This is a genomic window from Synechocystis salina LEGE 00031, assembly GCF_015207985.1.
GTDB classification, from domain to species: Bacteria; Cyanobacteriota; Cyanobacteriia; order Cyanobacteriales; family Microcystaceae; genus Synechocystis; species Synechocystis salina.
Genome location: NZ_JADEVV010000007.1, coordinates 1 through 12,423 on the forward strand (window position 1 = coordinate 1; position 12,423 = coordinate 12,423).

General features: G+C 49.6%; 13 protein-coding genes. 4 read left to right on the plus strand and 9 right to left on the minus strand.

The window, feature by feature from the left end; translation table 11 throughout:
- Positions 1-185: 185 nt before the first annotated feature.
- The 3 genes from IQ217_RS03435 (at position 186) to IQ217_RS03445 (ending at position 2,919) form a co-directional block, all read left to right on the plus strand.
- Positions 186-323: a hypothetical protein gene (locus IQ217_RS03435; protein ID WP_194018932.1), complete on the plus strand. Its 138-nt coding sequence runs from the start codon at positions 186-188 to the stop codon at positions 321-323.
- Between the two features lie 179 nt (positions 324-502).
- The gene (locus IQ217_RS03440) at positions 503-2,308 is read left to right on the plus strand and encodes an ABC transporter ATP-binding protein (RefSeq protein ID WP_194018933.1); all 1,806 of its coding nucleotides are present in this window, start codon (positions 503-505) and stop codon (positions 2,306-2,308) included.
- Between the two features lie 98 nt (positions 2,309-2,406).
- Positions 2,407-2,919 carry a hypothetical protein gene (locus IQ217_RS03445; protein WP_194018934.1) on the plus strand — a complete coding sequence of 171 codons (513 nt, stop codon included), beginning with the start codon at positions 2,407-2,409 and terminating at the stop codon, positions 2,917-2,919.
- 83 nt (positions 2,920-3,002) lie between these two features.
- On the opposite strand, the gene IQ217_RS03450 is transcribed toward IQ217_RS03445, so the two are convergent.
- From IQ217_RS03450 to sipA, 7 genes are all read right to left on the minus strand, one after another.
- Positions 3,003-3,632: a Uma2 family endonuclease gene (locus IQ217_RS03450; protein WP_228023909.1), complete on the minus strand. Its 630-nt coding sequence runs from the start codon at positions 3,630-3,632 to the stop codon at positions 3,003-3,005.
- A 55-nt stretch (positions 3,633-3,687) separates the two neighbouring features.
- Positions 3,688-4,515 carry a TPM domain-containing protein gene (locus IQ217_RS03455; RefSeq protein WP_194018936.1) on the minus strand — a complete coding sequence of 276 codons (828 nt, stop codon included), beginning with the start codon at positions 4,513-4,515 and terminating at the stop codon, positions 3,688-3,690.
- Between the two features lie 156 nt (positions 4,516-4,671).
- The gene (tkt, locus tag IQ217_RS03460; RefSeq protein ID WP_194018937.1) at positions 4,672-6,684 is read right to left on the minus strand and encodes a transketolase; all 2,013 of its coding nucleotides are present in this window, start codon (positions 6,682-6,684) and stop codon (positions 4,672-4,674) included.
- 122 nt (positions 6,685-6,806) lie between these two features.
- Positions 6,807-8,057 (minus strand): beta-ketoacyl-ACP synthase II, encoded by a 1,251-nt coding sequence (fabF, locus tag IQ217_RS03465; RefSeq protein WP_194018938.1) that lies wholly within the window; start codon positions 8,055-8,057, stop codon positions 6,807-6,809.
- 196 nt (positions 8,058-8,253) lie between these two features.
- On the minus strand, positions 8,254-8,487 hold the full coding sequence (gene acpP, locus IQ217_RS03470; protein ID WP_190596080.1) for an acyl carrier protein: 234 nt from the start codon (positions 8,485-8,487) through the stop codon (positions 8,254-8,256).
- Positions 8,488-8,696: 209 nt separating this feature from the next.
- Positions 8,697-9,122, minus strand: coding sequence for a hypothetical protein (locus tag IQ217_RS03475; protein WP_194018939.1), 426 nt, complete (start codon positions 9,120-9,122; stop codon positions 8,697-8,699).
- Between the two features lie 36 nt (positions 9,123-9,158).
- Positions 9,159-9,404 (minus strand): regulatory protein SipA, encoded by a 246-nt coding sequence (gene sipA / locus IQ217_RS03480; RefSeq protein WP_194018940.1) that lies wholly within the window; start codon positions 9,402-9,404, stop codon positions 9,159-9,161.
- A 188-nt stretch (positions 9,405-9,592) separates the two neighbouring features.
- Between sipA and bfr the strand changes: the two genes are divergently transcribed.
- Entirely contained in the window at positions 9,593-10,066 is a 474-nt protein-coding gene (bfr, locus tag IQ217_RS03485) for a bacterioferritin (protein ID WP_194018941.1), read from the plus strand.
- A 457-nt stretch (positions 10,067-10,523) separates the two neighbouring features.
- On the opposite strand, the gene rplY is transcribed toward bfr, so the two are convergent.
- Positions 10,524-10,820: a 50S ribosomal protein L25 gene (gene rplY, locus IQ217_RS03490; protein WP_041425930.1), complete on the minus strand. Its 297-nt coding sequence runs from the start codon at positions 10,818-10,820 to the stop codon at positions 10,524-10,526.
- Between the two features lie 46 nt (positions 10,821-10,866).
- Positions 10,867-12,198, minus strand: coding sequence for an adenylosuccinate synthase (locus IQ217_RS03495; protein ID WP_190596088.1), 1,332 nt, complete (start codon positions 12,196-12,198; stop codon positions 10,867-10,869).
- Positions 12,199-12,423: the final 225 nt, after the last annotated feature.

Sequence of the window (12,423 nt, forward strand, 5' to 3'; positions counted from 1 at the left end):
GTAGAGGGGGGAGTGATTATGCATCGCGTTCCAGGTTTTGAGTGGTATCTAATCCTAGAACGTGACCTCCCCTCTTTTCTACAATCCCCACCTAGACTGCTTTTCACTTCTTTTGTCAGTCAATCAGTACTTCGCCTCAAACATTTTGGAAATTGCCTATGCCGATGAGTACTAGGTCAATATATATGTTGCAACCTAACAACCTGGCTGGAGTGAACTGGCATGAGATCTTGGTTGTGTTGCGAGGGCTATTTGCAGCCGCTCAGCAGGAACGTTGGGCGATCGCCTCCACCCCTAGGGGGAAAGATGGGTTAGATTTGTGAAGGTACAATGGCCTTCTGCCTTGCTCAACCATTGCCTGAGTCATGGATACTTAGGCCATAGTCGCTTGTTTTTAGGGCCTGTGTAACTTTTTTGACTAAGTGTAGATCGGGGTTTCTCGCAACGAAATCTCTCCATTTGAACGCATTAATCAGTTTTCCTGTCGATTATTTATTCCTCCATGACCCGTTCCCCCGCTGCTCCCCCATCCGATAATGATTGGCGCTTGTTATTGCGTCTGCTGCCCTACGTCAAGCGCTATCCCAGGGAACTGGCGGCGGCATTAATTTTGCTTGTCCCGGTGGCTTTTTCGGGGGCGGTGCAACCCCTCATTATCGGGCAAGCCGTTTCCCTATTGCGGGAGGAGAGGGCCTGGGGCTTTTTGCAGGCCATGCCGTTGGATCGGGCTTTGCATACCCTAGTGATTATCCTGGCCGTCACCATTGTCATTCGGTTGCTGTTTTTGGGGCTACAGGGCTTCATTGTGCAAAAAATGGGGCAAGAAATCACCGCCGATGTGCGCCAGGACTTATTTGAGCACGTCACTTCTTTGTCGGTAAATTTTTTCCATCGCACTCCTGTTGGTCGTTTGGTCACCCGCATCACCAGTGACGTGGAGGCCTTGGGAGAAGTATTTGCCAGTGGGGCGATCGGTGTGGTCAGTGACATTGTCTCCATTCTGGCCATTATCGTGACCATTTTTTGGGTGCAATGGCAATTGGCGCTACTACTGGTGGGGATGTTGGTGCCTGTGACTGTGTTAATCATTTATTTCCAGCAACAATATCGCAAAGCTAACTACCAAGCTAGGGAGGAATTGTCCCACCTTAATTCCCAGCTTCAAGAAAATGTGGCCGGCATTAATGTGGTGCAATTATTCCGTCGAGAAGAGTTGAACAGTCGTTCCTTTCGTCGGGTGAATGAGAAGTATCGTCGGGCAGTGGATAAGACCATCTTCCACGACTCCGCTGTGTCGGCCACTTTGGAATGGATTAGTTTAGTGGCGATCGCCGGAGTTTTGGGTCTGGGGGGCTGGCTGATTTTGCGCAATAACATGGAATTTGGGGTGCTGGCGGCGTTCATTCTCTACGGACAACGGCTATTCAATCCCCTGCGGCAATTTGCGGATAAATTCACCATGTTTCAATCCGGCTTCACGGCGATCGAGCGCATTGGGGAATTAATGGAAGAACCGGTGGAAATCAAAGACCAGGCGGTTATCACCCCCATTGAAATCAACAGCGCTCTGCGGGGCAGTCACGGGGAAATTTGCTTTGAAAACGTGTGGTTTGGCTATAAACCAAACGAATATGTGCTCAAAAATTTGAACTTCACCATCAAACCCGGAGAAAAAGTCGCCCTAGTGGGCCCCACGGGAGCTGGCAAAAGCTCTATTATTCGCCTCCTTTGTCGTCTCCATGATCCGTCCCAGGGTCGTATTTTGGTGGATGGCATTGACATTCGCGAACTGTCCCAACAACAGCTACGTCGTTTCATTGGCGTCATTCTCCAAGACAGTTTCCTGTTTGCGGGGGACGTGAAACGCAACATTACCCTAGGGGAAGAATACAGTTTGGCAGAAGTGCAACGGGCGGCCCAGTTAACCAGTGTCGATCGCCTGATTGAAGAATTGCCCCAGGGTTACCACACCCAACTGCGGGAACGGGGCAGTAACCTATCCGGTGGACAAAAACAATTGTTAGCCTTTGCCCGGGTGGCCATCCGGGAACCCTACGTGCTGGTTATGGATGAAGCCACCGCTAGTTTAGACGTCCGCACCGAGGCGGCCATTCAAGAAGCGTTGTTGCATTTGCTCCAAGATCGCACTTCCATCATCATCGCCCACCGTTTATCCACTATCCGCAATGTGGACCGCATTTTTGTGCTTAAACATGGGGAAATTGTTGAAACCGGGAACCATGACCAACTGTTGACCCTGAAGGGACTCTACGCCAGTCTGTACCAGTTACAAATGCTGGGGGGCTAATTATCCCATCGGGAATTTCCCTGGTATCATCATTGGTACACCACTGACTTTGTTGATGAATTTTCCGACAAATTCAGTGAAATTGTCCAATCATTGCCATGGATATGAAATTTTTTACCCTTTCCCAACCATTGCTTTCCCTTGGTCTGGCTAGTATGCTTGCCCTGTCTTTAACCCCGGTTGCCCAAGCTGACCAAAGCCCCGGCAACCAATGGGATGGGCAAATCAGTCTGCCCGATCGCCAGGCGTTTGCTGTGATTCCCTTTACGGAACTACCCCGGCGGACATTTTGGCAGTGGCCTAATCTCAACACCCTGACTAACCCAAACCAGCTTATTCAACAGTTTTATAGCCAGCCCTTGTTGCCCCAGCACTTAGGGGAAGGGGATTTTGGTTGTTTCCGTTCTAAGACTGCCACGGCTACGCTATTGGGGCAGGAATCCGTGACTGTATTGCTCACCCAAATGGGGAGTTGTGATGATTCCGTCAGTGGGCACCAAACCAGGGTAGATTTTGTTCCGGTAGGCGATCGATGGCAGGTGGATTGGGTAGGAGAAAGAAGCCATTGCCGGGGGCGTTTTTGGGCAGAGCCGGGACAACTTTGCCCTTAATTTTTCCCTGTTTAAAAAGGCAATAATTGTTCTTGAGGGTTAGGGGTATAAGTCTTTTAGTTACTGAAATTTTACTGTCTAGCCTAACTGGAAAAGTTGTTAATGGTGGCAATAACCTCTGCCATATTATTGGCTAGCATAGCTGGAGTATTAAGCACTAAGCCTGGGAATTCCTGACTGATTATTAAGCCATTATCGTCTGGACTCAGGCGTTCATATTTCCCATCCGATAACACAAACCAATCGATTTCTCGGTCGAGGGTACGCCAAACAATATACTCTCTTACCCCATGACTTTCATAAACCCGTTTTTTGCTATGGAGGTCGTAGGAGGCAGTGCTAGCGGCAATTTCCAGCACTAATTCTGGAGCACCGCTAATATATTCATCTTCATCTATGTGGGCGCTACCCTCTAGTCGAAATAATATCCCATCGGGTTGGAGTTCGTTTTCGTCATCTAGTCGCACTGTGGCTTCAATGCTAACGGCCAGGTCATTTCTTTGGGCTTGGTAAGTTCCTAGCCAGGTGATTATGGCACTATGGGGTTGACCATGGTAGGTATGACGGAGGGGAGAGGCCACGTGGACAATTCCTTCAATTAGCTCAGCTTTCTTAATGCCAGAAGCTGTGTAAATTCGTTCAAATTCTTGACGACTGAGGCGATCGCCATTTTCAAGGATTGGAATGGGAGCGGGGGAATTGGTGGTGACCATGGGGGAATGCGCTATAACTTCCGTTTTTTCCATCATAGTCACCCTAGTTGAATGGTTAGGTTTGGGGATTATTGTTGATTTGACTAAACATAGGGGAAAGGTAAGCTACTAAAACCCCGAGACTAAAGCCCATTAAATTGCGGAACAGAGGTAAAAAGTCGCTGGTGCGGGTGACCACAGGGCCAATGCCAAAGGCGATCACTAAAATTCCCCACAGGGGAGACATAATCAATACCCATTGCCACGCAAAAGTCTGATTCGGCGATCGGGGAATGGCCGCAAAACCAAAAATCAATCCCCCCACAATGGAAGTTACCAGGGTTAAAATCCACTGCTCCCTGGGTAATCCCGGCACAACGTTACAACCCCCTTTGACCAGACAGCCCTTAACGGTATTCAGGGCCTCGGTGATGGCTAGATTTTCTCCATTATCCCGAATATAGTACATATTTCCGAAGCGAGCCTGCATCTCAATCCAAAAGGTGCGGGGCATCAACTCATACACCTCATCTCCAATGCTAAAGGCCAATAGGTTCCCCCCCCTGCCATCGGCCACCAATAAAATACTTTTATCATCCAGACCCCAAAAAGGAATCACTGCCCGTCCCGGACTACGGTCGTATTGGGTTAAGACCCGCAATTTCCATCCCGTTTCCACCTCAAAGCTGTTTAGATCATCAATTAACTGAGCTTCTTGGATTTCCGGTAAAAAGTTGGCCAGGTCCACCACCGGAGTTTTTTCCTCTGGCAACAACTCAGGGTTATTCACCGCCTGGGCAGGGCTTACCGGTGCCCACCACAACACTAAAGATAAACTAACGGCCAAAAGCCAGGCAAAATTTTTGCTGAAACGGGTAGCAGACGACGGCAAATGGACAGCCATAGAGTTTTTCTTTAAGTTTCTTCACAGTTGTTTACCTTATTTTAAGGTATTGCCTCCGTTAAATTTTCACACTGGTCGATCTTTTCTGGACAAAAAAAAGCCCCCTAACAATGAGGAGAGGGGACAGTGAGGAGTTTTAAGCTTGGGGGCGAGGACTTAGCTCAGGAGAGTTTTAGCTTTGGCCAGCACATTATCAACGCTGAAACCAAATTTCTCCAGGCAAACCCCGCCGGGCGCTGAGGCACCAAATGTTTCAATACTGACTGTATCTCCTTCCGTGCCCACATATTTGTGCCAACCAAAACTGGTGGCGGCTTCTACGGAGAGACGTTTGGTGACAGCCTTCGGTAACACTGACTCTTTGTAGGCGGCGTCTTGGGCTTCAAACAGTTCCCAGGAGGGCATGGAAACTACCCGGACTTTTTTGCCTTCGGCGGCCAACTTTTCAGCGGCGGCCACACAAAGTTGTACTTCGGAACCCGTACCTATCAAGATTAACTCAGGAGTCCCTTCAGAATCAACAATGGTGTAAGCTCCTTTGGCCACTCCATCCAGGGAAGTTCCCGCTAGGTTGGGCACGGCCTGCCGGGTGAGAGACAGGAGAGTAGGGGCATTTTCCTTGGCTTTGGCGATCGCCACTTTATAGGCCCCGGAGGTTTCATTGCCATCGGCGGGACGAATGACGGTCAAGTTGGGAATAGCCCGCAGGGAAGCCAACACTTCAATGGGTTGGTGGGTGGGACCATCTTCCCCTTGGCCAATGGAGTCGTGGGTCATCACCCAAATTACCCCCGCCTCGGAAAGGGCAGAAAGGCGAATGGCGGCCCGCATGTAATCGGTGAAGATTAGGAAAGTAGCACCGAAGGGCAGTAACCCAGAGCTGTGGAGGGCAATGCCGTTGCAGATGGCGCCCATGGCGTGTTCCCGCACCCCAAAGTGGACGTTACGGTTTTGGTAAGCTCCTTTTTGAAAATCGCCTGAGCAGTGGAGTTCTGTCAAGTTGGAGTGGGTCAAATCCGCCGAACCGCCGATCAATTCCGGTAACACGGGGGCCAAGGCGTTGAGGCACTCTTCAGAGTATTTCCGGGTGGCCAAACCTTTTTGGTCCGGGGTAAAACTGGCTAAGTTTTTGTCCCAACCTTCGGGTAGTTTGCCGCTCAGTTGCCGTTCAAAGGCGGCCGCTTCGGCGGGATATTTGGTTTTGTATTGGGCAAAGGCTTGGTTCCATTCCGCTTCGTAGCTGGCTCCCCGGCCGATCGCCTTACGGGTGTAGTCCAACACTTCCTGGGGCACTTCAAAGGGAGCGTAGTCCCAACCCAGGTTTTTGCGGGTGGCGGCCACTTCATCAGTCCCCAACGCCGCCCCGTGAATGCCCGCAGTACCAGATTTCTTGGGCGCACCATAACCAATGATGGTGGTGACCTTGATCATGGTGGGCTTATCGGTTACCGCCTTCGCTTCTTCAATGGCCTTGGCGATCGCCGCTAAGTCAGTGTTGCCATCTTCCACATGGAGCACGTGCCAGCCGTAGGCTTCAAAGCGTTTGCTCACATCCTCGGTGAAAGCCACATCGGTGGAGCCATCAATGGAAATATGATTATCGTCGTAGAGAGCGATTAGTTTACCCAAGCCCCAGTGCCCCGCAATGGAAGCGGCTTCCCCGGAAATACCTTCCATATTGCAACCATCCCCCAAAATCACATAGGTGTAATGGTCCACAATGGTGGCATCGGGCTTATTGTAGGTGGCGGCTAAATGGGCCTCCGCCAGGGCCAAACCAACACCATTGGCAATACCTTGACCCAGGGGGCCGGTGGTGACTTCCACCCCAGCAGTGAGGAAATTTTCCGGGTGACCGGGGGTAGAAGATTCCCATTGACGGAACTGTTTAATGTCTTCTATGGTCACACTGTCATAGCCCAGTAAATAGAGCAGAGCATACTGCAACATGGAGCCATGGCCGGCGGACAACACAAAGCGGTCCCGATTGAACCATTTCGGGTTCTTGGGATTGTACTTCATGAACTTGTTCCACAGGGTAAAGGCCATAGGAGCCGCTCCCATGGGCAAACCAGGGTGGCCAGATTTGGCCTTTTCGATGGCGTCAATGGCTAAAAAGCGAATGGCATTAATAGAAAGTTCGTCTAAGGACTGGGTAGCAACGACCATAATGTTTGGGAAAATAAACTAGCAATAATTGGGTCAATATCCACCGGGGGGCGGTAATGGTAGGGGCCAAGGCAGGCCAAATTGCTACCATCTTCCCACGGTTCGGGAAATTTTTCGGTGGGCTATTGATATTTTTTGAAGGCTAAGGTGACGTTATGGCCCCCAAAGCCAAAGGAGTTGGACAGAGCCACATCTACTTTTAGGACCCTACTCTGACCGGGCACATAATCCAAATCACATTCCGCGTCGGGATTCTCTAAGTTAATGGTGGGAGGTACCTTATCCTCGGCGATCGCCATCACAGTGGCCACCGCTTCAATGCCCCCAGAGCCGCCCAACAGGTGGCCGGTCATGGATTTGGTAGAGCTAACAGCAATATTGTAAGCATGATTGCCCAAAGCCTGTTTAATGGCCCTGGTTTCCGTCACATCGTTAGCTGGGGTACTGGTGCCATGGGCATTGATATAACTTACTGCTTCCGGCTTCAAGCCCCCATCTTTTAAAGCCAAGGCGATCGCCCTGGTGGCCCCCCGACCGTCTGGGACTGGCGCTGTAATGTGATAAGCGTCACAGGTCATGGCGTAGCCCACCATTTCCCCGTAAATTTTTGCTCCCCGGGCCAAGGCGGATTCCAATTCTTCCAGAATCAAAATGCCCGATCCTTCTCCCATTACAAAGCCATCCCTATCCTTGTCAAAGGGACGACTGGCATGGAGGGGGTCATCGTTACGGAAGGATAAAGCCCGAGCCGAAGCAAAGCCAGCATAGCTAAGGGCAGTAATGGCCGCTTCCGTACCACCACAAATCATCGCCTTGGCATAGCCATTTTGCACCAGACGGAATGCATCCCCAATGGCATTGGAGCCTGCTGCACAGGCAGTAACAGTGCAATTATTGGGACCCTTGGCACCTAGGTTAATGGCAGTTAACCCCGAAGCCATGTTGGCGATCATCATCGGGATCATAAAGGGACTGCAACGACTAGGGCCCTTATCTAACAATATAGTTTGCTGGTCTTCCAACACTTTCAAACCACCAATGCCCGTGCCAATTAACACCCCAATCTCATCGGCATTGAGCTCGTTAATCACCAACTTGGCATCATTAACGGCCTGTTGACTGGCACAAACGGCAAAATGACAAAACCGGTCCATGCGCTTGGCTTCCTTGCGGTCAAGAAACTGGGTCGCGTCAAAGCCCTTAACTTCCCCCCCAAAGCGACAGGCTTGGTCACTGGCATCGAAACGGGTAATGGGGCCAACGCCGTTACGACCCTCCATTAGGCCTTGCCAATAATCTTGGAGGTTATTACCAATGGGGGTGATGGCTCCCAATCCCGTTACAACAACACGTTTCTTTTCCAAATTTGCCATGGTACTTAATAGATAAAATCGGGGAGGGGACTCCCCTAGGGTTCTCCGCAACGATATAGCGATGGGGTCGGGGCCTGGCCCAGGGAGCAAACCAGCCGGTCCCAAACCGGTATCGGAACCACCCCAAACAGTAGCTTAAACTGTCTGGGAACTGGGTTACAAAGGCCTATGGGGGAGTCGGGGCTATGACCGAAATTTATTTACTTTCGATGTGCTCAACGGCTTTACCCACGGTATCAATGGTTTCTGCCACTTCATCGGGAATTTCAATATCAAACTCTTCTTCTAGGGCCATGACTAATTCCACTGTGTCGAGGGAATCAGCTCCTAAATCTTCGGCAAAGGTGGCGGAGGGGGTCACTTTATCGGGATCCACTTCCAACTGTTCCACGACGATTTTTTTTACTTTTTCAAAAATTTCTTGATTCATTACAATACCTTTAACTATAGAAGAAGAGTTTTCGAGCTGGGTCAACGGCTGATCGCCAGCAAAACGGGGGACAGCTTGGGGGCTGTCGCAGGGCCGCTCGGTTAGCAATGCACTCAATTGTTCAGCGTTAACTATCTTAACGGAAAGGTATCCCTTGCACTAGATGCTTTCCTTGCCCATGGGCACAAAACAGTTCCTAACAAGGGGTCCTATTCTCCCCAGTGGGGCAAAATTTTTTCTATGTAGCTCAATCGAGCCAGGGCAAACAGAATGGCCAGCCAATTTTTTTGCTGAGTGTTTCCTAGGGAAAGTAATTGTCCCTGGGGGCAGCCGATGCGGCCAGGGCTGGAGGAAAATGTTAATGAAGGATCAATCATCAAAACTTCACTTTTTTTCGCGGGTACAATGCAAAACTCATAGCCCTGGGAACGTTTACCATCCTCTGGACCAACCAATCCATGAACGTCAATGGCTCCTAGGGGAAATTGAATTTTATCTAGAGGATTAGGTACTGGCGCTGTCGATGGCCAAGGCTGAGCGGCGATCGCCCCAGGAACCTGGCCATAACCTCCACTAATGCTGAAGCCAGATATGGTTAAAATCGTCCCCAAAAAGTGATTCGCACTTAAAGCCATATCTTTAGATTAAATTTGGGCATTTATCCGCATCATTTAACCAGAAACTTCAGTTTGCTCTTCTTGGGGCGTAATTACCTCCAAATACTGACTTTCCAAAAGGAAAATACCCCGATCAAACTTCACCCCCCAATACCCCGCCGGTCGGCGATCCACCACCATTCCCTCCGCGGCGATCGCCAACAAGTCCGGAGGCCGGAGCATGGGCATGGGGTCAGCGGTTTTCAGATAGGGGGGGCGGGCAATTAAACGAACTGAGGCACCGACAAACAAATCAGCCATAATTGATTCAGTTTAGGGTCAGAGGGGGACGCTGCCTTGGAGAGAAAGGCAATTTTTCCGGGGGCAAAACATTAGAATAATTTAAACAATTTGTTGCTGTTGGGGTAAAGAAGCCCATCACTGTGCCGTGAATGGGTAAAAATGGAAACAACAACATTAACCGAAACCCCACATCAGAGGATAACAGCATGGAAGGCAACCTAGAAGTCAGACAACACCTCAACCAAGCGCTGAAATTACAACTTACCGCCATTAACCAGTATTTTCTCCATGCCCGCATGTGCAAAAATTGGGGGCTAAATCACCTCAATAAGTACGAATACAAAGTATCCATCAAGGCAATGAAACAGGCTGATAGCCTGATCGAGCGCGTTTTATTTTTAGAAGGGCTGCCCAATCTCCAGAATTTAGAAAAACTTCTCATCGGCGAAACGGTACCGGAAATCCTGGACAATGATCTGACCATGAACCAGGGCATTAGGGCAGGCTTAGTCAACAGTATTGCCTTCTTTGAAACCCGACGGGACTATGTAAGCCGGGATGTGTTGTCGGAAATTCTTGAGGAAACCGAAGAACAAATTGATTGGTTAGAGTCCCAACAATGGCTGATCAGCAATTCTGGACTAGAAAATTATCTCCAATCCATGATGGGCGAAGACTAAACCAAGATATGGGCACTATGGATAGGGCATCTCTCCTTTCATCGTGCCTGTCCAAGCCTGTCCAAGTACGAACATGGGCTTGGGGGACCTTTGCGGCTGGTGATCTTTTTCCCAGAAACCATTCTCTTCTTCGCCTTTCCTAGGTGGTCTAGTTCGGCACGGCTTCATTGTTCTGCGCAACCAAAATGTTTTCAAAAATCAATAAGTTGTAGCTACTTAAAATAAAATTGAGGTGGCAATCTTTTGTAAAAAAATTGTGTTGCAAGTATTTTAGTGTGCTGCTCCGCTGTGCTTTTCATTGAATCCGCTATACCAATAAAAAGCTCTCCTTAAATCTAGTCGACTAAGGAGAGTTGCAAATTCAGGGGCGAAATTTAAATTTGGACAAAGTCCGCTAATCTCCCCAACCATTGGTTTCTAAAGTGTTTCCCTATCCCCAGGAGCTGAGGGAATATCGTTACTTTTTGCCAGCAAAGAAAGCTAAATGATAAAGATTGCGGCGCCAGGGATGGCACTGAATTTCCTGCACCACCGCTTCCCCTTCCCAGGAAAGATGGGGAATTTTAACTTCGATGGGGGTTTCCTTGACGGTGACACTCCGCAACATGGTGATAGCTGTTTTGTGGTCTACCACCAGGGAAATGGACTCAGCGCCATTGTGACCATAGAGGGTGGCGGGAATTAAACCTTCCCGACGCAAAGCTCTAGGATTGACTTTTTCGGGACGTTGTTGACATTCAATGGAAAGGGCCATGGTAATACTCGTAAAAATAATAATCAGGGTTAACAAAGGGGCAAACCTAAGCCACTGGGTCGCCGTTGGCATGGAGCAAGGCTCGTTTTGGCCCATGGATGGGGTCTTCGACAATAATTGTCTGATCCCGACTGGCCCCTAGGGAAACGATGGCGATCGGCACCTCCATCAATTCCGCCAGGAACTTTAAATAATCCAGGGCCTGGGGAGGCAAATCCTCCAGGGTGCGACATTCCTCTGTGGAACACTGCCACCCAGGGAGGGTTTTATAAATGGGCTGACACCGGGCAAATTCCGCTGCGTTGCCGGGGAAATGATCACAGGTTTTGCCATCTAATTCATAGGCAACACAAACCTTAATTTCCTCCAGTTGGTCCAGCACATCCAGTTTGGTAATGGCCAAACAATCTAAACCGTTAATACGCACAGCGTAGCGCCCAATCACCCCATCAAACCAGCCACAGCGTCGCCGCCGACCAGTGGTGGTGCCAAATTCCGCTCCCCGGTCACAGAGATGTTGATTTAGTTCCCCATCCAATTCTGTGGGAAAGGGGCCTTCCCCCACTCGGGTGGTATAGGCTTTAGCGACACCGATGACTCGGTCAATCATAGTAGGGCCGATGCCAGCGCCCACACAGGCTCCCCCTGCAATGGGGTTGGAGGAGGTGACGTAGGGATAGGTGCCGTGGTCTAGGTCCAGGAGGGTGCCCTGGGCTCCTTCAAAGAGAATATTTTTCCTTTGATGTATGGCCTCGTAAATTTTCAGGGAACTGTCCACCACATGGGACCGCAGGCGATTGGCATAGGTGGTGTATTCCGCAATCACCGTTTCCGGATCCAGGGGAGGCAGGTCGTAGAGTTTATCTAAAACAACGTTTTTATACTCAACGGTCCAAAGCAATTTTTTCCGGAGAATTTCGGGATTCATTAGATCCACCACCCGAATTCCCATGCGCTCTGATTTATCAGCGTAGGTGGGGCCAATGCCTCGCCCAGTGGTGCCAATTTTATGTTCTCCCCTTTTTTCTTCCGATGCCTGGTCTAGCAAGCGGTGGAAGGGCATGGTCACATGGGCAGTCTGGGAAATATACAGGCGATCGAGGGAAACATCTAACGCTTCCAACTGGTCAAATTCCTGCAATAGGACTTTGGGGTCAATGACCGTCCCCGAACCGATGATACATTCTGTATCTGGATAGAGAATACCCGAAGGAATGAGGTGGAGCTTAAAAGTCTGATCGTTAACTACAATCGTGTGGCCTGCGTTTACGCCCCCCTGGGGCCGCACCACCACATCCGCTGATCGACTTAATAAGTCGGTGATTTTACCTTTTCCCTCGTCGCCCCACTGAGCGCCGATAACAATAACGTTAGCCAAGAGCTTTTATTATAAGAAAGTTCACACAAACTATCACTATCACACTTTTGGGGTTTGGTGTCAATATTTGCAGTCTTGTTCTTTTAGATAAATCTTCCTGTCCGTTACTATAACCAAGGTCGGATGAGAAAGATTGTGATCACTTTAATTTAAATTGATATCTCAAAAGATATGGAACCCAGTAAGCAATGGGATTCAATAGATAGGTCATCTCATTTTCATTCT